Annotated in this window: 25 protein-coding genes and 1 pseudogene; 12 read left to right on the plus strand and 14 right to left on the minus strand. The window is 55.3% G+C overall.

What is annotated here, in order from left to right; translation table 11 throughout:
• Positions 1 to 15 precede the first annotated feature (15 nt).
• Entirely contained in the window at positions 16 to 1,641 is a 1,626-nt protein-coding gene (locus tag RGW60_RS10240) for a methyl-accepting chemotaxis protein (protein WP_322204344.1), read from the plus strand.
• A 242-nt stretch (positions 1,642 to 1,883) separates the two neighbouring features.
• Positions 1,884 to 2,474: a hypothetical protein gene (locus RGW60_RS10245; RefSeq protein WP_322204346.1), complete on the plus strand. Its 591-nt coding sequence runs from the start codon at positions 1,884 to 1,886 to the stop codon at positions 2,472 to 2,474.
• Positions 2,475 to 2,489: 15 nt separating this feature from the next.
• Here RGW60_RS10245 and RGW60_RS10250 read toward each other — a convergent pair whose 3' ends face one another.
• Positions 2,490 to 3,134 (minus strand): ATPase, encoded by a 645-nt coding sequence (locus tag RGW60_RS10250; protein WP_322204347.1) that lies wholly within the window; start codon positions 3,132 to 3,134, stop codon positions 2,490 to 2,492.
• 123 nt (positions 3,135 to 3,257) lie between these two features.
• On the opposite strand from RGW60_RS10250, the gene RGW60_RS10255 reads away from it, so the two are divergent.
• The 5 genes from RGW60_RS10255 to RGW60_RS10275 all read left to right on the plus strand — a co-directional run bounded on the left by RGW60_RS10255 (position 3,258) and on the right by RGW60_RS10275 (position 7,702).
• Positions 3,258 to 3,755: a peroxiredoxin-like family protein gene (locus RGW60_RS10255; protein ID WP_322204348.1), complete on the plus strand. Its 498-nt coding sequence runs from the start codon at positions 3,258 to 3,260 to the stop codon at positions 3,753 to 3,755.
• Between the two features lie 70 nt (positions 3,756 to 3,825).
• Positions 3,826 to 4,926 (plus strand): NADH:flavin oxidoreductase/NADH oxidase, encoded by a 1,101-nt coding sequence (locus RGW60_RS10260; RefSeq protein ID WP_322204350.1) that lies wholly within the window; start codon positions 3,826 to 3,828, stop codon positions 4,924 to 4,926.
• Positions 4,927 to 5,056: 130 nt separating this feature from the next.
• Entirely contained in the window at positions 5,057 to 6,007 is a 951-nt protein-coding gene (locus tag RGW60_RS10265; protein ID WP_322204352.1) for a class I SAM-dependent methyltransferase, read from the plus strand.
• A 144-nt stretch (positions 6,008 to 6,151) separates the two neighbouring features.
• On the plus strand, positions 6,152 to 7,000 hold the full coding sequence (locus RGW60_RS10270; RefSeq protein ID WP_322204354.1) for an NAD-dependent protein deacetylase: 849 nt from the start codon (positions 6,152 to 6,154) through the stop codon (positions 6,998 to 7,000).
• Between the two features lie 126 nt (positions 7,001 to 7,126).
• Positions 7,127 to 7,702 carry a nuclear transport factor 2 family protein gene (locus tag RGW60_RS10275; RefSeq protein ID WP_322204356.1) on the plus strand — a complete coding sequence of 192 codons (576 nt, stop codon included), beginning with the start codon at positions 7,127 to 7,129 and terminating at the stop codon, positions 7,700 to 7,702.
• A 43-nt stretch (positions 7,703 to 7,745) separates the two neighbouring features.
• Here the strand turns inward: RGW60_RS10275 and RGW60_RS10280 are convergent, their stop codons facing one another.
• The 3 genes from RGW60_RS10280 to norR all read right to left on the minus strand — a co-directional run bounded on the left by RGW60_RS10280 (position 7,746) and on the right by norR (position 10,732).
• Complete coding sequence (locus RGW60_RS10280) at positions 7,746 to 8,597, minus strand: urea carboxylase-associated family protein (RefSeq protein WP_322204358.1); 852 nt, start codon at positions 8,595 to 8,597, stop codon at positions 7,746 to 7,748.
• A gap of 190 nt (positions 8,598 to 8,787) precedes the next feature.
• Entirely contained in the window at positions 8,788 to 9,012 is a 225-nt protein-coding gene (locus RGW60_RS10285; RefSeq protein WP_322204360.1) for a DUF6555 family protein, read from the minus strand.
• A 169-nt stretch (positions 9,013 to 9,181) separates the two neighbouring features.
• Positions 9,182 to 10,732 (minus strand): nitric oxide reductase transcriptional regulator NorR, encoded by a 1,551-nt coding sequence (gene norR, locus RGW60_RS10290; protein ID WP_322204362.1) that lies wholly within the window; start codon positions 10,730 to 10,732, stop codon positions 9,182 to 9,184.
• A 13-nt stretch (positions 10,733 to 10,745) separates the two neighbouring features.
• Between norR and RGW60_RS10295 the strand changes: the two genes are divergently transcribed.
• Together RGW60_RS10295 and RGW60_RS10300 are read left to right on the plus strand one after the other, a co-directional pair.
• Positions 10,746 to 10,961 (plus strand): DUF1330 domain-containing protein, encoded by a 216-nt coding sequence (locus RGW60_RS10295; RefSeq protein WP_322204364.1) that lies wholly within the window; start codon positions 10,746 to 10,748, stop codon positions 10,959 to 10,961.
• An 88-nt stretch (positions 10,962 to 11,049) separates the two neighbouring features.
• A pseudogene (locus tag RGW60_RS10300) lies at positions 11,050 to 11,231 on the plus strand (SAM-dependent methyltransferase); the annotation flags it as partial.
• A gap of 13 nt (positions 11,232 to 11,244) precedes the next feature.
• Here RGW60_RS10300 and RGW60_RS10305 read toward each other — a convergent pair.
• The 3 genes from RGW60_RS10305 to RGW60_RS10315 all read right to left on the minus strand — a co-directional run bounded on the left by RGW60_RS10305 (position 11,245) and on the right by RGW60_RS10315 (position 13,860).
• The gene (locus RGW60_RS10305; RefSeq protein WP_322204366.1) at positions 11,245 to 12,369 is read right to left on the minus strand and encodes an alkene reductase; all 1,125 of its coding nucleotides are present in this window, start codon (positions 12,367 to 12,369) and stop codon (positions 11,245 to 11,247) included.
• Between the two features lie 184 nt (positions 12,370 to 12,553).
• Positions 12,554 to 13,231: a type 1 glutamine amidotransferase domain-containing protein gene (locus RGW60_RS10310; protein WP_322204368.1), complete on the minus strand. Its 678-nt coding sequence runs from the start codon at positions 13,229 to 13,231 to the stop codon at positions 12,554 to 12,556.
• Positions 13,228 to 13,860, minus strand: coding sequence for a TetR/AcrR family transcriptional regulator (locus tag RGW60_RS10315; protein WP_322204370.1), 633 nt, complete (start codon positions 13,858 to 13,860; stop codon positions 13,228 to 13,230). Before RGW60_RS10315 ends, RGW60_RS10310 begins: the two co-directional genes overlap by 4 nt.
• A 230-nt stretch (positions 13,861 to 14,090) precedes the next feature.
• On the opposite strand from RGW60_RS10315, the gene RGW60_RS10320 reads away from it, so the two are divergent.
• On the plus strand, positions 14,091 to 15,047 hold the full coding sequence (locus RGW60_RS10320; protein WP_322204372.1) for a GlxA family transcriptional regulator: 957 nt from the start codon (positions 14,091 to 14,093) through the stop codon (positions 15,045 to 15,047).
• 166 nt (positions 15,048 to 15,213) lie between these two features.
• Here RGW60_RS10320 and RGW60_RS10330 read toward each other — a convergent pair whose 3' ends face one another.
• Genes RGW60_RS10330 through RGW60_RS10340 form a run of 3 tightly spaced genes read right to left on the minus strand, consistent with a single transcriptional unit; the run spans position 15,214 to position 18,083 of the window.
• The gene (locus tag RGW60_RS10330; RefSeq protein WP_322204374.1) at positions 15,214 to 15,432 is read right to left on the minus strand and encodes a DUF2945 domain-containing protein; all 219 of its coding nucleotides are present in this window, start codon (positions 15,430 to 15,432) and stop codon (positions 15,214 to 15,216) included.
• A 34-nt stretch (positions 15,433 to 15,466) separates the two neighbouring features.
• On the minus strand, positions 15,467 to 17,290 hold the full coding sequence (locus tag RGW60_RS10335) for a glycoside hydrolase family 15 protein (RefSeq protein WP_322204376.1): 1,824 nt from the start codon (positions 17,288 to 17,290) through the stop codon (positions 15,467 to 15,469).
• The gene (locus RGW60_RS10340) at positions 17,283 to 18,083 is read right to left on the minus strand and encodes a glucose 1-dehydrogenase (protein WP_322204378.1); all 801 of its coding nucleotides are present in this window, start codon (positions 18,081 to 18,083) and stop codon (positions 17,283 to 17,285) included. The genes RGW60_RS10335 and RGW60_RS10340 overlap by 8 nt, the downstream gene beginning before the upstream one ends.
• A gap of 209 nt (positions 18,084 to 18,292) precedes the next feature.
• Between RGW60_RS10340 and RGW60_RS10345 the strand changes: the two genes are divergently transcribed.
• Positions 18,293 to 19,270 (plus strand): LysR family transcriptional regulator, encoded by a 978-nt coding sequence (locus tag RGW60_RS10345; RefSeq protein ID WP_322204379.1) that lies wholly within the window; start codon positions 18,293 to 18,295, stop codon positions 19,268 to 19,270.
• Here the strand turns inward: RGW60_RS10345 and pstB are convergent.
• From pstB to pstS, 4 genes are all read right to left on the minus strand, one after another.
• Positions 19,251 to 20,030: a phosphate ABC transporter ATP-binding protein PstB gene (gene pstB, locus RGW60_RS10350; RefSeq protein ID WP_322204380.1), complete on the minus strand. Its 780-nt coding sequence runs from the start codon at positions 20,028 to 20,030 to the stop codon at positions 19,251 to 19,253. The two genes, RGW60_RS10345 and pstB, sit on opposite strands and share 20 nt — an antisense overlap.
• Positions 20,030 to 20,926 carry a phosphate ABC transporter permease PstA gene (pstA, locus tag RGW60_RS10355; RefSeq protein ID WP_322204382.1) on the minus strand — a complete coding sequence of 299 codons (897 nt, stop codon included), beginning with the start codon at positions 20,924 to 20,926 and terminating at the stop codon, positions 20,030 to 20,032. The genes pstB and pstA overlap by 1 nt, the downstream gene beginning before the upstream one ends.
• Positions 20,923 to 21,918 carry a phosphate ABC transporter permease subunit PstC gene (pstC, locus tag RGW60_RS10360; RefSeq protein WP_322204384.1) on the minus strand — a complete coding sequence of 332 codons (996 nt, stop codon included), beginning with the start codon at positions 21,916 to 21,918 and terminating at the stop codon, positions 20,923 to 20,925. The genes pstA and pstC overlap by 4 nt, the downstream gene beginning before the upstream one ends.
• Before the next feature lie 74 nt (positions 21,919 to 21,992).
• Positions 21,993 to 23,009 (minus strand): phosphate ABC transporter substrate-binding protein PstS, encoded by a 1,017-nt coding sequence (gene pstS / locus RGW60_RS10365; protein WP_322204386.1) that lies wholly within the window; start codon positions 23,007 to 23,009, stop codon positions 21,993 to 21,995.
• 229 nt (positions 23,010 to 23,238) lie between these two features.
• On the opposite strand from pstS, the gene RGW60_RS10370 reads away from it, so the two are divergent.
• Positions 23,239 to 23,613: a hypothetical protein gene (locus RGW60_RS10370; RefSeq protein WP_322204388.1), complete on the plus strand. Its 375-nt coding sequence runs from the start codon at positions 23,239 to 23,241 to the stop codon at positions 23,611 to 23,613.
• The last annotated feature ends 89 nt before the right edge of the window (positions 23,614 to 23,702 follow it).

Below are 23,702 nucleotides of genomic sequence, written 5' to 3' on the forward strand. Positions count from 1 at the left end.
TATGGATACAACGCGATGAATCTAAGGTCTCTCAACATAGCTCTTCGAGCCAGCCTCTGCTTTACTTTGATTACGCTACTTGTGGTCGGGCTTGGTCTTTTTTCATACCTCCAGATGGGAAACCTTAGAAACGCAGAACAGGCTATCGAGACCAACTGGCTACCGAGTATCAGGACCAGTGACGATATTCAGGTAGCCCTTCTTGAGCTGCGGTTAGCCGCCACCCGCCTGCTAAGCTCGCGCAACAGTGACGAGCGCGCCAGCACCACTCAACAGATCAACAAGGCCCGCGCCACGCTGGCTGATCGTATCAATTACTATCGCGCCAACCTGATCTCTAGTGAGGCAGAGCGCACGCTGTTCAATGACGCGTCCGCACTGATGACACGCTATGTCGATGGCACTGTTCAATTAGAGCAAGTGAGTGCCAGCGACCCAGAGCAGGCTGTTGCTTTTGCCAACAACGAATTACGCGATCGGGCACTGGCAATTCAGGCCAAGTTAACGGAGTTGCGCGAACTTAATGCACGTGGCGCCACTCAATCGGGGGTATCGGCTAAAGACGCATATTCAAAGAGCATTATAGTTGTGGGCAGTGTCGTTAGTGTCTCAGTATTTATGACTATTGTGCTCGCCCTGTTGTTAACCCGAAGTATCGTCACACCCATCAATGAGTCGTTGCAACTAGCACAACGCATTGCCGAAGGCGACCTAACTCAGCCTATTATTATTACCGGCACTGATGAGGCTTCTCGTTTAACGGCGGCATTGGCCCAGATGCAGGCAAGTTTGCGAGATACGCTTCAAGAAATCGCCAAGTCCTCCACCCAATTGAGTGAGGCGGCCGTTGAAATGACGACCATCACCGAAGCCGCCAGCAAAACGTTGCGTCAGCAAAATAGCGAGATTGAGCAAGCCGCCACGGCCGTTAACGAGATGAGCGCTGCGGTGGAGGAAGTGGCGCAAAATGCAACCTCCACGTCTGAGGCTGCACGGGAGTCCACCGAGTCCGCCAAATTCGGTAACTTGCGCGTGGGTGATACGTTAAAGGCCATCAATACACTGACGGCGCAGGTGGAAGTGACTTCAGAACAGATCCAGGGTCTTGCTGGTCAAGCGCAAGACATCAGTAAGGTGCTCAGCGTGATACGTGCGATAGCACAGCAAACCAATCTGCTGGCGCTAAACGCTGCAATCGAAGCCGCCCGAGCAGGGGAGCAAGGACGAGGCTTTGCGGTGGTTGCCGATGAAGTCCGTGCATTGGCTCACCGTACGCACACCTCAACCCAGGAAATCGAAGAAATGATTGCCGCTATTCAGCAGCAAAGTGTTTCTGCGGTAACCGCCATGCACCTGAGCGCTACCTTGGCTCATGAGACCAAACAAGCAGCGGACGAGGCCGGACGCTCACTGGAGTCAATTACCCATTCAGTGCGCCAAATTGACGACCGCAACTCGCAAATCGCCACGGCATCCGAAGAGCAGGCCAGCGTCGCACGCGAGGTGGATCGTAATTTAACCAGTATCCGTGACCTGGCCGTGCAAAGTGATCAGGGCACTCGCCAGACACTCCACGCCAGTAATGAGTTGTCACGCCTCGCCGTGGGACTCAGTCAAATGGTACAGCGCTTCAGGGTCTGAATCAGCGCCTCGCACGGTTCGCAAACAGGCCGTCAATATTCGAGTTGTCATTGGCAAACCGGGTTAGCTTGGTGAGGCTAACCCGCTGTGCGCGCACGAGGCATCCATCTATTGAATTCCCTGTTTTTCCATTAACAGAGGGTTCTAACGGCTGTGCAGCGCAAGCGAATTGAAATTGCTATTGTCCTGACCTAGGCAGCCCCGACCCCGCTGCGCAGTTGGCTTTTATGAGGAAAAATCGGATGTCGATTATCAGCAAGAATACCGTTGCCCTGGCGCTGAGCCTGACGGCACTGTTGGTCGGCATGAGCAGTTTCGCCGCGAACAAACCCGCGCACCCTGCAACTGCAGCCACCAAGCTGTCGACGCTGGAGGGTAAATTCGCGTTTAACTTGCCTAAAGGCTACGTCGCGCGAGCCCTTCCACCCGGCGACGCGAAAAATGGGACGGCGGGCGCGACCGGGACGATGTACGTCAATAAGGACGAAAAACGGGTCATTATTGCGGCGCAAAACGCCTTGCCCAATGGGTTAAAGGCAGGTGACAACGACGATGGATTTCTCGACAGCTCGGTGACCGGCTTCGTTCGTCAGCAGAGCGAAGCCCTGCCTGATTTCAAGCAAACCAATGAACACAGAATGACTATCAAGGGGCTTGGTATCCGTGAGATTGACAGTACGGCCACCATGGGCGGCGGTAGTACTCTGAACACCACGTTCCTGTCGGGCTCGGGCAATCACATGTCGGTTGTTCAAATAGTCTCGCGGGCCGATGATCAGGCCGGGCATACCGCCTTGATCAAGCGAATCATCGAAGATTTGAACGCCCGCTGACCTCAGATAAGCCGCTCAAGATCTGGCGTTGAGCAAGGTGTAAAGCGAGGCATCGAATTGTTGCAACGCGTCAACCTGCACCACCCGTTGCCCGTTGATCTCAGCCGCTACTTCAGGCGCAGACTTACTAAGTGCCCACACTGGCGAGAGGTTTTTGCCAGCGTGGCCTTCGGCTTTACCAATGTAGTTCAGTTGCGCATCAAAAAATTCAGCAACGATACTGGCCTGTACGTCAGGGCTGCGTGGCGTCACAAGCACGTTGCTAGTGTCAAGCAACACGATGATATCGGGTCTTGCGGCCATCAGCGCGTCCAGATTGTCGTAGAAATTAACCGATGCAAATTGAGCCTGTAATGAAGTCTTCAACCAGTCGATGGCCAACGCAGGATCGGAACTGGAGACAAATGCTCTCTGTATTTCTTCATCGAGTTGTTGGCTATTTTGCGCAACCGCGTGGTAACGCTCAAGGTAAGCAAGGTTAGTAACGGTGTTCTCACTGAACACTACGCCAACCGATTGAGTATGTTTTAACGCCAAACCCGAAGCCTGGGTCGCCGATCTGAACACCCCGTCTTGATTGTCAGAAGACTGAGCGGCACCGGTAGCGCACCCCGCCAACATGACCACAAGGGCGAGCAACGCTGCAATTCGAATTTTCATGTCACATCTCCAAAGCCTCGGTTGGCAGATAGCCATCCTGAACCTTCTTTGGATAAATCCCGCGTCCCAAACAGTGATGGTCAGTATCGACTAAACAGATAGTGGTTACGTTTGCAATGCGGCGTGCACGCGCACCGCGAACTACGCCCGGATCAGGACCTATTGGTCAAAGGTCCGCTGGTGCTGACCTTCTACCGTGGCGTCTGGTGCCCGTATTGCAACCTTGACCTGCAGGCAATGGAAGAAACCCGCGCTCAGATAGAAGCATTCGGCGCCACGTTGGTTGCCGTGTCACAGCAAACCGCCGCCAACAGCCGCAAATCCCAGCGCGACAATAAACTCGGCTTTCCGATCCTCGGTGACAAGGGCGGCGACCTCGCAGCCGCCTTCGGTATTCGTTGGGATGTTCCGGACTACCTGAAGCCGATCCACAAAGCGGTTGGCGCTGACATCACCGTGTTCAACGGCGAAGACAGCTGGACCCTGCCGATGCCTGCGCGTTACGTCATCGGTCAGGACGGCGTGATCGCCTACGCCGAGGTCAACGCCGATTACACGATGCGCCCAGAGCCATCGGAAGTGTTTCCGACGCTCGAACTGTTACGGACCCACGCCAACTGATTCTTCTCGCTCGCGATCAATGCATAACTCATTGAATTAGAAATACTAATCAACTCTCAGGATTCTAAGCATGTCAGCTCTCTTTCAACCGTTTACCCTCAAAAGCGTGACACTGCGCAATCGCATTGTCGTGTCGCCGATGTGCCAATACTCGGCCATCGAGGGCGTAACCCAAGAGTGGCACCGCGTTCACTATGCCAGCCTGGCCCGAGGCGGCGCCGCGCTAGTGACCGTCGAAGGGACTTCAGTTTCGCCCGAAGCACGGATCAGCATTGGCGACGCAGGCCTGTGGAATGACGAACAAGCACAAGCACTGCGGCCCATCGTTGCGTCGATCAAACACGCGGGTGCCGTACCGGGGATTCAGTTGGGTCACGCTGGCCGTAAAGCCAGCGCCAACCGTCCGTGGGAAGGCGACGACCACATGGCTAAAGACGATCCACGCGGCTGGGAAACTCTATCTGCTTCGGCCATCGCCCTCGGCGGCAGTCTGCCCAAAGTGCCTCGGGCCATGACCCTCGAAGACATCGCCAAGGCCAAAGCAGACCATGTGGCGGCTGTCATACGCGCCCGTGATGTCGGTTTCGAATGGCTTGAATTGCACTTCGCCCACGGTTATCTGGCAATGGGTTTCCTGTCGAAACACTCTAATCAGCGCACCGATGAATACGGCGGCAGCTTCGAAAACCGCGCGCGATTCATGCTCGAAACCCTCACCGCAGTTCGCGAAGTCTGGCCGCAGCATCTTCCGCTGGCCGTTCGTTTGGGGGTGATTGAATACGATGGTCAGGACGAAGAGCATCTGTCGGAGTCGATCGAACTGGCCAAACAGCTCAAGGCGATTGGCGTTGATTTACTCGACGTGAGCATGGGCTTTTCCATTGCCACCCCCGACGTCCCTTGGGGCACGCCAGCGTTTCTTGCGCCTATCGCCCAACGTTTTCGCCGCGAAGTCGGCTTGCCGGTCACGGCGTCTTGGGGCATGGGAACGCCAGAGCTGGCGGAAAAGGCCATTGCTGAAGGCCAACTAGATCTGGTGAGCATCGGCCGCGTCATGCTAGACAACCCGCATTGGCCGTTGCACGCGGCCCGCAAGCTGGGAGTCGAAAACCCTTCCTGGGTCTTGCCTGCGCCATACGCCCATTGGTTGGAGCGTTACAGCGTCGCTTGATCGATAGCGGTGTAAACAAGGAGGCATCCGCAGTAGCGGATGCCTTTTTTTGCTTTTGCCCATGAGAAAGACCTCGGCGTTCAGGCCATTGCGCTTAAACTGCGCGCTTATGAATGAACGATATTTCTCTATGAATTCGGATGCACTGTCCCTTCTGCGCGCCCATCTGCTTGATGCTTTAAATACCGCTCCCGAAGAAGCGCGGCGCCTGTTCCACGGCCGTGGCCGACGTTGGCCAGGCCTGGAAAATGTGACTGCGGACTGGCTGAAAGGCGTAGTGCTGGTGTCGCTGTTCAAAGAACTTGACGCCACTGAAATGACAGCTTTGCGCCAAATGCTCGAAGCACTGACCGTATCGCCGCAATGGCTGGACTGCGGTGCCCACACGCTGTTGCTGCAACATCGGTACTTACAAGACAGCAGCACCGAGTGGTTGCTGGGTGAGCCGTTTGACCATGGCGTTATCATCGAACACGGTCTGCAATTCAAACTGGACTTTGGCCGAAATCAAAACACCGGTTTGTTCCTCGACATGCGCTACGGGCGCAACTGGGTGAGAGCCCACTCCCAAGGCAAGCGGGTGCTCAATCTTTTCGCCTACACTTGCGGGTTTTCCGTGGCGGCGATTGCCGGTGGTGCGCAACAGGTGGTCAACCTCGACATGGCCAAAGCCGCCCTCAGTCGCGGGCGAGAAAACCATAGGCTTAATCAGCACGATCTGAGCCGCGTAGGTTTCCTTGGCCACGACCTGTTCAAATCCTGGGCCAGGGTCAAGCGAGACGGCCCCTATGATCTGATCATCATCGACCCGCCATCGTTTCAGAAAGGCAGCTTTGTCTTGACCAAGGATTATCAAAAAATACTCCGTCGGCTGCCCGGCCTGCTTAACAACCAAGGCATCGTACTGGCGTGCATCAACGATCCGTCCATCGGATCAGATTTTCTCATCGACCACATGGCCATCGAAGCACCCAACCTGACTTTTCAATATCGCCTGGAAAACCCGCCTGAATTCGCCGACGAACAGGTGGAAGGTGGGTTGAAGGCATTGGTATTTATAGTGGAGGCTATAGGTATTTAACTGTCGGAGCACGCTACTGCGAGTTTGGTTTTTTTTAAAAAAATTCGACCCGCCGTGGTACCCCCTGGCTTGACATAAAGCCCTAAAAACAGACTATCGTTATTCACCTTCCCAACCCTGCGCGCATCGCAACGGAGCGTTCCCATGATCGACAGTCTGACCCGAGATGGCGTGGAGACTCTGTGCCGATTGATGGCCGAACGGCCGTTCATAGTGCTGACCGGGGCAGGTATCAGCACCTCTTCCGGGATTCCTGATTACCGGAATAAAGACGGGGTACGCCGGGGCAAAGCACCCATGATGTATCAGGACTTCATCAACGCCCCCAACGCACGCCAACGCTATTGGGCGCGCGCTATGCTGGGCTGGCCTCGGATCCGCCTGGCGCGGCCCAATGCGGCGCATGAAGCCTTGGCGGAGTTGCAGGCGCGGCAGTTGATTAACGGGGTTATTACGCAAAATGTCGACACGCTGCACGATCAAGCCGGCAGCCGCGACGTGATCGAACTGCATGGCAGTTTGCACCGGGTGGTGTGCCTAGAATGTGGACAGCGCACAGATCGCGATGCGATCCAAGTGATTCTGGAAACCCAAAATCCCTACCTGTCAGGTGTCGATGCGGTTCAGGCGCCAGACGGCGACACGTTACTCGACCCTGCGTTTGAAGCGCGCTTCCAAGTACCGCGTTGCCCACATTGCCAAGGCGATCGCTTGAAACCGGACGTGGTATTTTTTGGTGAAAACGTCGCCCAGTTGACCGCGATCAAAGCCATGCGCACGGTTGAACAGGCTCAGGGCCTTTTGGTAGTAGGTTCGTCGTTAATGGCGTTTTCCGCGTTCCGTTTGTGCCGAGCCATGGCCGATCAAAAAAAACCGTTGATCGCCATCAACTTCGGTAAAACCCGTGCCGATGACTTTCTTGATTTGAAAATCGAGGCATCTTGTGAGGTATTGTTGCCGCTGATTGCCGAGCGACTAGACACTTTCGACTGAGCCAGCCTGCGCTAATGCGACAAGGCAGCGCACCCCCCCAATTAAACCGATCAATCCCTGCTTTTGCGTGTCAGATTAAGATGCTCGGCACTCTATCGGGCACCGTTGTTCAAACAGGGGCTGGCCATGTACGAATACCTTGTAGATAGAATGACTATTGCGGATCTGATCAACGGCTGGATTTTTCGAGATCTTGGGCAATGGGAAAGCTTGCGCGAATTATTTCATCCAGAGGGCACCATTGAGGTGACTTGGTTTGAAGGCCTTTTCAGTGAGTTCGTCAACGCCTCGATGCACATGGGCACTTCGGATTTACGAACCAAGCACTTCATTGCCGCGCCTATGGTGACGTTCAATGCGTGCCGAGCCATTGTGGAAACCAACGCGATCATCGTCGGCGAAAACGTCACCCTGGGATTGGGCTGCAGCGTACACAACCGCTTTTATGACTGGGTCGAACAACGCAACGGTGTCTGGAAAATCATTAAACGCCAGAGCATCTACGACCTGGGTTCGTTCACCTTCCCACAGGGCGTGGTCGACATAGACGCCGAGACTTTAGAGCGTTATCCCCGGGAATATGCGCCACTGGCCTATATGTTGGAAAAAAGCGGTTTCCCGGTAACGCGAAAGTTTGCTACCAAAGGCAGCCAGATGGAGACCGACATGAAAACCGCCGGGTTGGCCTGGTTGGCGCGCTGACACCCGTTCGCAAAGGGGCTGCCAGAGGGCAACCCCACACGTGCTATTTTTCCCACTCAGGCTTGGCAATTTCCAAGCCGTGCATGCCCTTATAGGCCGCGCGTTCCGGTTGCTTCCAGCCGTCCAGCAGGCGGTCGTCAAGTTGATAGATTTCCACCCCCAGCGGCCGGCAAACGGTCAGTGGGTCTTGCGCGTCAGGCCCCCACATGGCCAAGGACAAGTCACCCCCCGGACAGGTAGACAGCGCGCACAACAGGTCGATTTCCGCGAAAAACTCAAGATAATCACCTTTCTTCGCCGGACAAGCTTTCATGAAATACATGTCGTCGTGATTAAGGCCGGTGCACTGAAAGATGTTCAACACATCATGCACATCGAACTCGGTCAGCCCATGAGGCAATATTGCCCGGGTCAAGTTCGAATGGCAGTGGTGATGAAAGTCTTCGCCGGTCAGCATCTTGTTCACGTAGGGGTCGCAACGGGTGCCGAGTAAGTCGTGCAGACGGCCGCCGTGCTCATCAATGCCGTACCCGGCAAGACTGTCGTCGGTGATAGTCGCCATCGGCCGCAGAAACGGCAGGTTCGACCATAGCCGATCATAGGTACTAACGTGGGCACCCTGAAGTTGCCGGGTTCGCGCCGCCCACATCCGCTCGCGGGGGTCATGAGCGTTCCAGATATTGAAATCGCCCACCTGTGGTCCTACCGGGGTTGTCACTCGAAACACCTGCCCTGCTGCGACTTTCCAGGCGTGCCCGGTACGGATCGGCACCTCGAATTGCTCGACCAACCTGCGTGCGTGTGTCTGTTCACGGATACGCTGATAAAAAGCTTTATCGACGTTGAGCGCGGAGCCTTTACTGACCTGATAAGCCGCAGGGTAATCTTTGTACATGGGGCAATAGCCTCTCGTTGGAAGAAGGACTGACAGATTTGGCCGAATGAATGTAACAACTTATCGTGCCGAAAACGCCCCCTCCTTCCGCCGATCTGCAAGGCTTCCCGTATGCACACTCTTCCCGTGCGCGGCGCCCGCCCCTGCGCGTGAGCGTAGCCTTGCACCGGAAAACATCACCCGTTTGCCCTTAACTCTGCGCCCATTCAACGTCCGAAATACCAAAATGCTCGGCGTAGGGGCGCGAAACCCGAGGTACTCTTTCCAACCGATACTTTGGAATCCGGCCAATGCCAGCATCCACACTTGCGTGGTGCCAGGCCTCGGTATTGTCCATAAACTCAGCGCTGATATAGAACGATTTGAAACTGCCATTAAGCAAGTAATCGATTCTGTAGTGTTTGGAATGGTTCATCTACTGGCGGCCTCATCAACTCAATCGTAGAGATCAGATGACACACCTCTGTTAAGAAAAATTCCGTGCTTAGTTCCGAGCGGTATAACAACAACTCAAGCGGATACAGTCGGTTACAGAGTGCAGCCAAATGGATGAGTCAAACGTGACAATTTGTCAGCACGCACTTTTAGCGAATACCTAGACGCTTGGCCAGCCGACTCAAATTGGCGCGGTCTATGCCTAATTCTCGTGCCACCTCGGACCATTTTCCTTGGTGCCGGGTCAATGCTTCGACGATTAACGTGTTCTGATAAGCGTCCAGCGCCTCCTTCAAACCTTCGCCCTGACTGAGTCTGACAGCGTCGTTTTTCACCTCCGGCTCTGGTGGTGGTCGCTGTTCTTCTAGCCCCAGGTTTTGGGCCTCAATGGTTAAAATACGTGGCCGCTCGGCATGGCTTGAAAGTGCCTTTAGGGTGGCGCGACTAATCAGGTGTTCCAACTCACGAACGTTTCCCGGCCATTTATAAGCCACCAGAGACTTCTGCGCTTCAGTGTTCAAACGCAAACTGCGCAGGCCCATACGCGCACGATTTTCTTCGAGAAAAAAACCAGCCAGCAACAACACATCTCGCCCTCGCTCACGCAACGAGGGCACCCGCAGCGGATAAACGCTCAGTCGATGATAGAGGTCAGCCCGAAAACGGCCGGCGCGCACCTCGTCGGCGAGGTCGCGGTTGGTCGCCGCAATAATTCGTACATCAACATGGTGTTCTTGGTCAGAACCTACCCGCTGCAGTTGGCCGCTTTGCAATACCCGCAGCAGTTTCGCCTGTACCGCCAGCGGCAACTCCCCGACTTCATCGAGAAAAATAGTGCCACCGTTGGCCAGTTCAAACTTGCCGCTGCGACCGTTAACCGCGCCCGAGAAAGCACCTTTGACATGGCCAAACAACTCGCTCTCGACCAGCAGTTCAGGCAAAGCAGCACAGTTAAGGCTGATCAACGGTCTCTGCGCTCGGGGTGATTGAAGGTGAAGGGCCTCGGCGACCAACTCTTTGCCGACGCCGGTTTCGCCGGTAATTAACACTGATAAGGCACTATTACCAACCAATTGAATTTCATGCTGAAGGCGTTTGTGGATAGGACTCTGGCCCATCAGTTCTCGCGGCCCCCGGCCGCCCGCCGCGCGCTTGTAGACTTCTGCCAACTGACGTTGATCCTCAACATTTCGTGACAACTGGTTGATTCGCTCGCTGGCCATTACCGTGGCGGCAGCCAGGCTGGCAAAGGCCTCAAGGGTGTCGAGGTCGACCCGGCCAAAGGTAGAGGGGTCCAACGCGTCAAGGGTGATCAGGCCCCAGGGTTTGTCCTGTATATACAAAGGGCAGCCGAGGCAGTCGTGGACTTCAAGGTGTCCGTGGTGGCCTTCGACCAAGCCATCGTAGGGGTCGGGTAGTCCGCAATCCGTTGAAAACCGAGTCGGGCTGCGGTTTTCCAAGAGAACTTTCAAACGAGGGTGTTCTTCAACCTTAAAGCGGCGGCCCAGCGTGTCTGGACTTAGCCCTTCCACCGACAGCGGAACCAGCACATCGCCCTCAAGCTTCAGTAAAGCCACCGCATCGCACGGCAACAGCTGACGCAACGAACATAGCAGCCGTCGATAGCGCTCATCGTCGGGTAGATCCCGTGATAAATCGGCCACCAAAGGCACCAGCGCCAGCAGTAAAGGATTAGTCATTGTGACTCCGTGAGTGTGGTCATCAGGACCGCAGTCGCATTATCAGGCACGGCCTCAAAACGTGGTTATCGAATTCGAGAGCATGGAAAAAGCGCTCGCATGTTACTACTCCCCGGAATATCAGGCCGCTAAACTCCAACGCGATGGCAACGAGGTCGCTGATCTGATGATTATCGAAGGCACGGATAACGATGTCGCGTTCAGCCCTGACATCGTTATCCGGTACTAACCGTCATCCACATCGAGGATTACTGAAAATGACGGTCGTTCACAAAGCTGCTCAGGTGGGTTTTTCCAAGGAACGGGCAGGCACCGCCGAGTCCGTGATCATGAACCGCTTCCTGTCAGTGAGTTTCATCGCGGGGTTGCCGGCCGAGGAAAAAGCACAGGTGGCCGAGCAACTGCGTAGCTTGTCGCAACCCATCCGGCGCTGCGCGGACACGACACCATGGAGTTCCCGTACCAAACCCAGGCTTATCACTGCCAGCGCCTGGATTGAAAAAACAAGGCGTTTACCCTGGGTACACCGGGTAATCGGTGAAGCCGACCTCGGTTCCGCCGTAAAGACCCTTGTGATTAAGTGGGTTGAGAGGCCAGCCGTTGATCATCCGTTCTGGCAAGTCGGGATTGGCAATGTAGGGCCGGCCAAAAGCGATGAGATCAGCCAGACCCGCCTCAATGAGCCGAGCGCCGCGTTCGGCAGTATAACGTCCGGCATAGATGATTCGGCCGCTGAATGCACTGCGTACATCGCGGCGGAATTGCTCGGGCAAATCGGGTGCGTTATCCCAGTCAGCTTCGGCGATGGAGACGTAGGCAACACCCGCGTTCTCAAGCACCTTGATCGCTTCAATGTAGGTGTGATGCGGGTCCTCTTCGACGAGCCCGATATACACACGGTCCTCGTCGGTACTGGTGAACAACGGGGAGAAGCGCACGCCCAGACGGTCAGGGCCTACCACCTCGACCACGGCCTGGATAATTTCCCGCAGAAACCGTAGCCGATTCTCCAGCGAACCGCCGTATTCATCATTACGCTGGTTGGCGTGCTCAGAGATGAACTGGTTGACCAAATAGCCGTTTGCCGAATGAATTTCGACACCGTCGAAACCTGCCGCCAAGGCATTGCTTGCCGCTTGTGCGTAGAGACCCACCAGCGCTTTAACCTCACCCGTGCTTAATGCACGCGGCATGGACGGCTCTACCAGGTCGCCAGTGCCTGGAGCGGTTTCGATGAACGCCTTGACTTTCTGCGCCTGAATAGCCGACGGCGCCACTGGGGATTCACCGTCGGGCTGCAAGGCATTATGCGAAACCCGCCCAACGTGCCAGAGTTGCGCGAAGATCACGCCGCCGTCGGCATGCACCGCCTCGGTCACTTTCTTCCAGCCATCGATTTGCGCCTGGGTGTAGATGCCGGGTGTCCAGGCATAACCTTGCCCGCGCGGCTCGATCTGGGTGCCTTCGCTAACCATAAAGCCTGCCGTTGCACGCTGCCGGTAGTACAGCGACATCAAGTCGGTGGCGATGTCACCGGGCTGGGCGCTTCTCTGGCGGGTCAGTGGCGGGAAAACGATACGGTTTTTCAGGGTAAGGCGACCCAACTTAACGTGGGTAAATAGAGCGTCATTGTTCATGCTGGGTATTCCGGATTAAGAAATTAAACACCTGGCCTTGCTAGGTTGAAATCAGGTCGGCCGTGCGTCTAATCCTGTGACACGCTTCGATGCGCAGTGGGAACTGCGCATCTACTGGGTTGAGGTCATGTGTTTGCACACGCTCATGCGGTAAAACTAAGCCACTGGGCTTAAATCAGCGGGTTCAAGCCAACCGATTTAACAGTGCTTTGGCAACACCCTCGGAACTTGCAGGGTTCTGCCCGGTTATCAATTGGCCGTCTTCGATAATAAACGGCTGCCAATCGGCACCTTTCTGGTAATCACCACCCAGTGCCTGGAATTCGTCCTCGATCAGGAACGGCACCACCTCAGTGAGCCCGACCGCCGCTTCTTCCGCGTTGGTAAAGCCGGTAACCCGACGGCCTTTAACCAAGGGTTGACCATTAGCCGCCTTGACGTGACGCAAGGCGCCGGGAGCGTGGCAGACAAAGCCGATAGGCTTACCGGCGCGCTCGAACGCTTCGATCAAGGCGATTGAGGTGCTCGACTCTGCCAAGTCCCACAAGGGCCCGTGGCCACCTGGGTAAAACACCGTATCAAAATCTGCGGCGTTGACTGTTTCCAGCTTCACGGTGCTGGCCAAAGCCTGTTGCGCCTGCGGGTCCGCCTTGAAACGCTTGGTCATTTCAGTCTGAGCGTCGGCGTCATCACTCTTCGGGTCCAGCGGTGGTTGGCCGCCTGCTGGCGATGCCAGCAGCACTTGGGCACCGGCGTCTTTGAAGGTGTAATACGGCGCGGCAAACTCTTCGAGCCAGAATCCGGTTTTTTTCCCGGTGCTGCCCAACGTGTCGTGCGATGTCAAAACCATCAATACTTTCATGTCTGTTTCCTCGGGGTTAGATTTCGATAGGGTTCGGTGCAGCCCAAAAGCTGACTAGTCATCAACAGCGCTTGCTCAAATGGAACCGAGGTACGGGTGATCTTGGCCATAACGCTCGCCCCCAGCCATAACGAATACAAGCGTGATGCCAGCGCTGCGGGTGCTTCATCACTCGTCAGTGAGCGTTGTTCAATGCCACGAGACACGGCGTCCTCCAGGCACTTGATAATCCGCGAAGTGCCCCGATCAAGTGCCGACCTCATGGGTTCAGAAAGATCGGCGACCTCAGCACCCAACTTGACCGCCAGACACTTGCCCGCATCAGTCCCCTTGGTTTGGTTTTCAATCCAGCGTTGCCAATACAGCATTAACTTGTGAACTTCAGATATATCGGACCGCTGGAAAAGCGCTTCGACTCCTTTCAAATAAGTCTCGAAATAGTCATCCAACAGCGCAACACCGAACGCGTCCTTCGAACCGAAGTAATGGTAAAACGAGCCTTTCGGAACGTTAGCGGCTTGAAGCACCTCGTTCAGGCCTACTGCTGAAAAGCCTTTCTTGCTCACAATCAACTGCGCGGCATCAAGGATGCTCTGTTTCACCGGTTTGCTTGCGCTCGTCGTCGTCATCAATCACCGCCACTAAGTAGACCAGTCGTCTACGCCGTTGAGGTGAATGTTAGAGGCCGACAAAAACCTGCGCAATGTCGTATCCGCAATTATTCCGGACATCGGGGCTGACGTGATTGAAGGTCAGCGAGGTGCTGATGGGGATAACGTTTCATTGATCAAAAGTAAGTTGCCAGTTGCCCGGCAGGGACAGACAATTACCCCTATCACACGTCCACCGGAGCGGTTGAATGCATAGCGTTGCGCTGGTTATTTACCCAAATTTTCAATCGCTTAGCCTCTCGTTGGGCTCGGTGTTCGAGTGTGCGAACTTGCTCCGTGGCGAGCAGGCCTATGAGTTTCACCTGGTGTCAGAAACCGGGGGCGCCGTCATGACCTCCGCAGGCTACTCGGTGAACAGCGAGCCTATGCGCGCTGAGGGCTATGACACACTGATTGTTAGCGGTTACCTGGAATTCCGCTTGCCGGAAAAAAACCTGCTCGACTTCGTCAGAGCCGCATCTGCACAGTCGCGGCGGATCGTTTCGCTGTGCATGGGGGTGTTTATCCTCGCCGAGGCCGGTTTGCTCGAAGGCAAACGCGCAACCACGCATTGGCTTCACGCACCGGCGTTTAAAAAGCGCTATCCGGGCATTCGTCTTGAGGAGGATCGATTGTTCGTGGTCGACGGCCAGGTCTGGACCGGTGCCGGGATGAGCGCCGGCGTTGACTTGGCACTGGCGATGGTGGAAAACGACTTGGGCAGCGACCTGGCCCGCAGAATTGCCCGAAAACTGGTCATCTACCAACGGCGCGGCAGCGAACAATCGCAGTTGTCGGCGCTGCTGGAATTGGACCCTAAATCTGATCGTGTGCAGTTGGCGTTAGCCTATGCGCGAGAGAATTTAACCTACGACCTGTCGGTAGAAGCGCTCGCAGCGGTTGCAAGGCTTAGTCCGCGTCAATTCAGCCGAGTGTTTCGCGAGGAAACCGGGCAAACCCCGGCCAAGGCCATCGAGCGCCTGCGTGTCGAAGCGGCTCGAACGATGATGGAGACCAGCCGCCATCCGATAGAGGTGGTCGCCACTGAGACCGGGTTCGGTGATCGGGAACGGATGCGCCAAGCGTTCCTGCGCGCGTTCGGTCAACCGCCGCAGGCCATGCAGAAGCCGCTGTTTAACGCAGCGGCCGGCGTTACCATGAGTTGAAGACGCCTTCGCGCTGCTGACGAGCCCTACAACGTCCGCCCAAAAATCTCTTTCATAATCTGCGACGTCTCACGATAAATCCGCGCCACCCGGTCATCGACCCATACCCGGCTAATCTATATTCGCTCATGAACCCATAGTCGCCATGCAGACGTAACAGCGGCGATCAGCCATTCGCCACCCTCTCCAACGCTTCTTCTTTGTGCATCGCCAGGTGCCCGGTCTTGTCACTTTTCACTTCATATTGCGGCTGTTCTTCGGAGGCATGTCGGGTTTTCCCCATGAATTCAACTTCTTCCACATGCACTTTGGTGATTTTGCCTATGATATGTCCCGCCTCTGAATTCCAGCGAACGTGATCACCCACTTTAAAAACGTGACTCATGACACTCTCCTTTTATTGTTGTTAAGAGAACCGTTCAGGGCTGCCACTGTGTGTCGTCATGGTCTAATTTGCGGTCGAGGAAACTGGCGGCGCTGATCAACGCCAAATGGCTCAACGCTTGTGGGGTATTACCCAAATGGCGCCCGTGAGTATCAAACTCCTCGGCATACAACCCCAAAGGATTTGCATAGCGTAATAGCTGTTCGAATTCCAGATGGGCCTGTTCCACCCGGCCAGCGCGGGCCAGGCATTCGACGTACCAGAACGAACACGCGGTGAAGGCGCCCTCATCCCCTTCCAGCCCATCGTCGTGCGCGTCATCGTTACGATAGCGATAGACCATGCCGTCGCGCACCAAGTGACCTTCAATTGCATCCAACGTCGACAACCAGCGCGGGTCGCTTGCACCGACGAAACGCACCAATGGCATTAACAACATAGAGGCATCCAAGCTGTGACTGCCAATGTGTTGCACAAAATGCCCGAGATCCTTGTCCCAAAAGTTGCTCCAAATATCGTCGTGAATCGCTTGACGCTCTTTGTCCCAACGATCAAACGGAGCGGGCAGAGAGCGTTTGAACGCCAAGCGCAAAGCACGATCCAATGCGACCCAGCACATTAACCGCGAATGCAGAAAGTGCTGGTCCTGGCCGCGCATTTCCCAAATACCGACGTCTTTCTCGCGCCACTTCTCGCACACCTGATCCACAAGGCGTGTTGCGTTTTTCCAGCCGTCGTAAGAAATCGCTTCGCCATATTTATTGACCAAATACACCGCGTCCATTAGTTCGCCATAGATGTCCAGCTGGGTCTGCTGATAAGCCTCGTTGCCGATTCGTACCGGGCTGGCGCCACCGAAACCGGACAGGTGCGAGAGTTCTTCTTCGGGCAAGTGTTCTCGACCATCCAATGCATAAAGAATCCCCAGGTTTTGCGAGTCGTTACAGCAATCGCCTACGCGGCCACGCACCCAGCGCATAAAAGCGTTGGCTTCATCGATATGGCCCAATCGCATAAAGGCGTAGACGGTAAACGATGCATCGCGGATCCATGTGTATCGATAGTCCCAATTGCGGATGCCGCCGCTGGTCTCTGGCAGGCCAAATGTTGCAGCGGCAATGATTCCGCCGTGCTTGCGAGAGGTTAATAACTTCAGCGCTAATGCCGAGCGATTGACCATCTCCCGCCAGCGTCCGCGGTAACTAGACTTGGCGCTCCACGTGCGCCAAAAACTCAGGGTTTCATCCATGTAGCGCTGGCATTTGCCGGCATCCACTTGCGGATCGTCGACCCCCCCCAGAATGAACTCCACGAACTCGCCCTGTTTTAGTTCGAACGAAGCTGTGGCGCTCGCCCCGTCAAGGTGTAACGCCTGGGTACCGGACAACCGCATGCCAGGCTGGCCGGGCGCAGAAAAACAGACGTCATCGCCTACCATCTGAGCCTGGGTGTGCGCTCGGCTGTAGTCTAAACGCACGGTGCAACGCATATGAATCATGGCGCGGCCATAGCGAACGTTGACCCGACGAACAATGCGCGGTAGGTCATCTTCACTGTGGGTAATAGGCATCAGATCAGTGACTTCAATCACCGCCTCTTCGGCGATCCAACGAGTTTGCAGGATGTTGGTTTCTGGCAGGTAAATTTGCTGGCGTCGGGCATCCGCAAGATCCGGGGCTAACTGAAAGATGCCGGCATCAGGCGTGTCGAGCAGAGCCGTAAAAATCGAAGGACTATCAAAGTCCGGCCAGCAACAAAAATCGATGCTACCGGTGTCCGCCACCAGTGCTGCGCTGCGCATGTCACCGATGATGCCATGGTTCTCGATAGGGTTCTGCGCTTCGTGTCGATCAACCATTGTCGCGAAACTCCGGGTACAAACTCATGCCGCCGTCAATGAACAGGGTCGTGCCGTGGACATAATCAGAAGCGTCGGACGCCAGCCACACCACTGCATTGGCGACATCTTCGGCGTCACCGATTCGACCATAGGGAATCAGCTTGAGCAGTTTTTCCGCAGCTGCGCCGTGGGTCGCGGCTTCGTTGATCGCGGTACGGATGGCCCCCGGGGCTATGCTGTTGACACGAATACGCTGCTGCCCCACCTCTTGCGCAATACTGCGCATCAGCATGTCCACGCCGCCTTTGGAGGCTGCGTAATTGGCATGCCCGGCCCAAGGGATCAGTTGATGCACCGAACTCATGTGAATGATTTTACCCGCAGCGCGAGAGACGCCGGGCCTATCGCCTTGTTTGGCAAATTGGCGCAATGCAGCCCGCGCACATAGAAATTGTCCGGTTAGATTGACCTCAATCACGGTGTTCCAGTCAGCCAGGCTCATGTCGGCAATGGGCGAATCCTTCTGCAACCCGGAATTGGCCACCAAAATATCGATAAAACCAAACGCGTTGATTGCCTCGGCAAATAAATGCTCGACTTGGTCTTCTTTCGACACATCGGCCCCGACAGCGATGGCCTGCCCCCCGGCGGCACGAATTTCGTTCACCAACTGCTCGGCAGGCTCCGCATGCGAATTGTAATTGATCACCACCGCTGCACCCGCGGCCGCAAGAGCCCGCGCCGCGCCAGCCCCCAGTCCGGAACTCGCGCCGGTGATTAAAGCAACTTGCTGTTTGAGTGAAATATGCATGAGCGATTCAGTCTCTCAGTGGGTCCATAAAACTGACAGGTGCGGGCAACCCTAAGTTCATTTATCACTACTACTTAAGGGGTACCGGACTAAAGCCGATATAGACGGTAGGACATCAAGCTTCCTAAACTGTCAGCTGTTTGCGTGCGCGCGTTTTTTTCGTCGTTTGGCCGTTTGGCCATATGTAGATGTTCAGAGGACGGCAATAGATGAATCGCAACGAATTGCGCAAAGCTGACATCAATTTGATGGTGGTTTTCGAAACACTCATGCAAGAGCGCAACGTAACCCGTGCTGCGGAAAAGCTGTTTCTCGGCCAACCTACAATCAGCGCAGCGCTGAACCGCTTACGTACACTTCTCAATGATCCGTTGTTTGTTCGAGTTGGCCACCGTATGGAGCCGACCGCCAGAGCCCTTGAGATTATCCAGCACTTGTCGCCGGCATTGGACGCGATGTCCACAGCCTTGAGCCTGACGCGTGACTTTAATCCCGACGAGAGCAACATGACGTTCCGCATCGGGCTGTCCGATGACGTCGAATACGGCCTGTTGCCTGCATTATTGCGCGCTATCCGTATAGAAGCGCCGATGATCGTGATCGTGGTCAAGCACGTTGATCACTGGAATATGTCGGAACTGCTGATGGCCGGTGAAATTACCGTGGGTATAAGCCGCACCGAAGACCTGCCGGCCAACGCCAAGCGCAAAACACTCAGAAACATGTACCCGAACGTGCTGCGAGCAGATGCCTCATCGACACCCTTGACTCTTGATGAGTATTGCTCACGGCCGCACGTGGTGGTCTCGCACACCGCCAACGTCAGCAGCTTCTCGGACGAGTGGCTGCGGGCAATTGGTCGTAAACGGCATGTGGTGTTGTCGATTCCCCAGTACAGCACCTTACCGGCATTGATGGCTGGCACCGATCTGCTGGCGAGCTTGCCAGATTACACGGCTATCGCCATGGCTGCGGCGTCCAGTTCGATGTTTGCAGAGCAGTTGCCCTTCGTCACCCCTACCATGGAGCTGTCCATGGTGTGGCTCAGTCTCAGTGACACCGACCCGGCAGAACGCTGGCTACGCGGAAGGCTTGAGGCGTTCATGAGTGACCGCCCGCAGACGCTCGCCATTTCCGTAACCGTAAATGTCGCCGTTGATACAGCCCTTAACCGAAGCGCCCTGTGATGTAGTCTTCGGTCTGAGTTTTGCTCGGTTTAGTAAAAATCGTATCGGTGTCGCCGTGCTCAATCAGTTCACCCATGAACATGAACGCGGTGTAGTCCGAGACTCGAGCAGCTTGTTGCATGTTGTGAGTGACGATGATCACCGTGAACTGCTCTTTCAGGTCAGTGATCAGTTGCTCGATACGGCCGGTAGAGATCGGGTCGAGGGCTGAAGTCGGTTCGTCGAGCAACAACACTTGAGGGCGCAGGGCGATAGTCCGCGCGATGCACAAGCGCTGTTGCTGACCACCGGACAAGCTTTGCGCGCTGTGCTTGAGTTTGTCTTTGACCTCGTCCCACAAGGCTGCGCCATGCAGAGCTTGTTCGACGCGCTCTTCCATCTCCCGCCGCGACAGTTTCTCGTGGTGACGTACCGCATAAGCGATGTTGTCGAAAATCGACATCGGGAACGGTACCGGTTTTTGAAAAACCATGCCGACATGGCTACGCAGTCGATTCATCGAATAACCCGGCGCCAGAATATTTTCACCGTTGAGCAGCACTTCGCCCTTGGCCTCCTGCTTCGGGTACATCGCATAAATACGGTTAAACACCCGCAGCAGCGTAGATTTCCCACAACCTGAAGGCCCAATGATTGCTGTGATGCGCTTTTCGGGAATGTCCATGTTGATGGACTTCAGCGAGCGTTGGTCGTTGTAGAAGAACTCTAGGTCGCGCACGCGAATTTTAGTTCTTTCATTGGCTAGGGCGAGGTTATTCATCAGGTCAACCTATTGCGCAAAAGGATCAAACGGGACAGCAAGCTGAGGATTAGCACGAATAGCGTCAGGATCAACGCGCCCGCCCAGGCCAGTGAGTGCCAGTCATCAAAGGGGCTCATGGCGTACTGGAAAATCACGACCGGTACGCTGGCAATCGGCTTTAGCAGGTTGCTGCTCCAGAACTGATTGCCGAATGCAGTAAATAATAGCGGCGCGGTTTCGCCGGTAATTCTGGCCAGAGCCAGAAGCACTCCCGTAACCACCCCGGCTTTTGCCGCACGCAGGACAATTTGCAGGGTTAACTTCCATTGCGGGACGCCCAACGCCAAGGCGGCTTCGCGCATGGTCGAGGGTTGCAGTTGCAGCATCTCATCGGTGGTGCGTACCACCACCGGGATCACCAGTAAGGCGAGGGCCAAAGCACCCGCGAGAGCCGAAAACCCGACTTGATGGTTGGTCAGAACATTCAGCGGCAGAATCACACCGGTGTAGATGAACAAACCCAATACGATGGAAGGCGCCGACAGCAAAATGTCGTTGATGAAGCGGATCGCAGTGCCCAAACGGGTGTAGCGCGCAAATTCGGCCAGCCAAATGCCGGCCATCAAGCCAATCGGCGTGCCAATCACCAAAGCAATACCAGACATCAATGCGCTGCCGTAAAACGCGTTGGCTAACCCCCCTTCAGTACCGGGCGGCGGCGTCATTTGAGTGAACAATCTCAGGTTCAAGGCCTGAAATCCGTTGATGATGGTGGTGAGTAGAATCCAAACCAACCACAACAAACCGAACAAGGTGGCGCCACAGCTAAGGCTCATGGCCAGCCAGTTTTTTATATTTCGACGCCTATAGAGGCGCTCGTTGCTGAGCTTATGAGTGTCGGTAGCGTCTGTCATAGCCCCTCCTTACGCGAAAGGCGCATCAACATAAATCGCGCCAAAGCCAGCACGATGAAGGTCACCACAAATAGTAAAAAGCCCAGTGCAATCAATGCCGAACGGTGCAGGTCGGTGTAGGCCTCGCTGAACTCGTTGGCGATCACTGAAGCGATTGAGCTGCTGGGCATCAGCAATGACGCCGAAAATTGTTGAGCATTGCCCAACACGAAGGTCACCGCCATGGTTTCGCCAAGCGCCCGACCCAACCCTAAGAACACTCCGCCAACCACGGCTGATCGGGTGTAGGGCAGAACGATGTCCCAGACCACTTCCCACGTTGTGCTGCCCAGGGCATACGCGGATTCTTTGAGCGTGGTAGGTACGCTGCGAAACACTTCGTGCATCACTGAAGTAATGAACGGCATGATCATGATCGCCAGGACAATGCCTGCAGTCAGCATACCGATACCCAGGGGCGGACCTTGGAACAAGGAGCCAATCAGCGGCAGTGCGCCGAGGTAATCATTAATCCAAGGTGACAGGTACTCCGCCATGAACGGGCCAAATACAAAAAGCCCCCACATGCCGTAAATAATCGAGGGAATCCCGGCTAGCAACTCGACAGCCGAAGCAATCGGCATCCGCAGCCAAGGGGGTGCAACTTCAGTCAGGAAAATTGCAATGCCAAAGCTCACCGGCACGGCAATCAACAGCGCCAAGAACGAGGTGACTAGCGTGCCGTAAATCGGCACAACCGCGCCGAAGTGGCCGTTTACCGCATCCCATTCGGTGCTGGTAAGAAAATCCAGACCGAAGGTTCTAAACGCCAGACTGCCGCCCCACAATGTTGACCCGGCAATGCTGATCAGCAAAAACAGGACCAGCAGTGCAGCGCCCATCATCGAACGTCGAAACCACAGATCGTGACGTTGATCCCGAGCAGCGCGTTTGTCGCCAAGACTGTCGACGCTGGAATGTTTCGTGGACAGGGTTTGGGTGTGTTCAGTCATCAAGGTCCACTCGCAAGAATGCTCCCTGCCACCCCACCTAGACGGCAGGGCGAGAGGGAGCCAAAGGCTTCAAATCAATGGTTGAAGTCAGATTTCCAGTAGCCTTCAATCCGTTGAACCAAAGAACCCGGCAGCGCGACATAGTCTAGAGCGGCAGCTTGTTGTTGGCCGTGCTCCAGAGACCACTTGAAGAAGTCGAACGCCGCTTTGCTTTGCTCGGCGTTCTTCGCTTTTTTGTACATGATAATCCAGGTAGTTGCCGTGATCGGCCACGCATTGTCGCCCGGTGCGTTGGTCATGATCAGGTTAAAGTCTTTGGCACTGGCCCAATCGGCAGTGTCCGCAGCGGCCTGGAAAGCTTTAGCGTTAGGCTCAATAAACTTGCCGGCAGCGTTTTTCAATTGAGCAGAGTTCATTTTGTTGGTCAAAGCGTACGCATATTCAACGTAGCCGATCGAACCTTTGATCTGCTTGACGTATGCCGCAACACCTTCATTACCTTTTCCACCTACACCAACCGGCCATGGCACTGCGGTACCGAAACCTGGACCCGCTTTCCAGTCAGGGCTGACTTTGGACAGGTAATTGGTGAAGTTGAACGAGGTGCCGGAACCGTCTGAACGGTGAACCACAGTGATGTTGGCATCTGGCAGTTTGATGCCCGAGTTCAACGCAACGATGGCTGGATCGTTCCACTTGGTGATTTTGCCTTGAAATATCTTGGCCAAGGTTTCGCCGTCAAGCTTTAACTTACCGGCTTCTACGCCTTCAACGTTGAACACCGGAACAATACCGCCGATCACGCTTGGGAATTGACCAAGGCCAGCAGCCTGCAGGTCTTCGGCAGACAACGGTGCATCGGAAGCGCCGAAATCAACGGTTGCAGCTTTGATCTGAGCAATACCGCCGCCCGATCCAATCGATTGGTAGTTGATGCGATCCGGCGAAGTTTTGCCATAGTCCTGAGACCACTTGGAAAGCACCGGAAAGACAAAACTCGAACCTGCACCGGTTACATCAGTCGCGTGTGCCATGCCGCTCAGGCACAACGTAGCCAGCAAAAGCGACAGACGGTTTTTAGTCAGCAACATGACGGCAACACCTCAGAAAGGGGGGATTTTGTGGTTAGCCCACAAGTAAGGAGCCGTGACGATTTAATGCTTTAAATATTTCCGCTTGATGACAGTAATTCACGGTAGTGCAAAATACCCGTAGTGAGCGCTCTACGCTACCCAAAACCGCTGGTCGGCTTATTGGCACCTATTAATTGCACAGAAGGACCAACGTTCTGTACCAACCTAAAACTACGAGACTACAATCATGATCCATACAAAAATCACCGCCCTGGTCCTGGCAGCTCTGCTTTCCACTGCGGCTCTCGCAGCCACCAGTTCCTCCACCGGGGCCACAGATCCTGAAGACAACGCGCCTAGAACACCGGCGTCGATGGAAAATGGCAAAGTCCCCAATGGCACCTCTAATGGTTCAGGGGCCAATAGTATGGGGACGATGAAAGGCAATGGCGGCGGTGCCGAGGGCGGCGGCGCAAGTAATGGCAGCGGTATGGGTGGAAGCGGCGGCGGTGGCGCGGGTGGTGGAGGGGGCGCCGGGGGGCTGGTGGCAGCGGTAGCAAGTAACTACTTTGCGGTAAAAACGGGTCACTTTTGCACTAGGGCGACCCGTTTTGAAACGTAGTAGAGATGATCGAGGCTGTCATAAGCGTGTGCAAGAACTGGTGCTTCCAGGTCATTGTCGTAGTGGGCTTAATGAAAAAGAACCGGTGC

This window comes from Pseudomonas sp. AB6, from assembly GCF_034314105.1.
Classification (GTDB): domain Bacteria; phylum Pseudomonadota; class Gammaproteobacteria; order Pseudomonadales; family Pseudomonadaceae; genus Aquipseudomonas.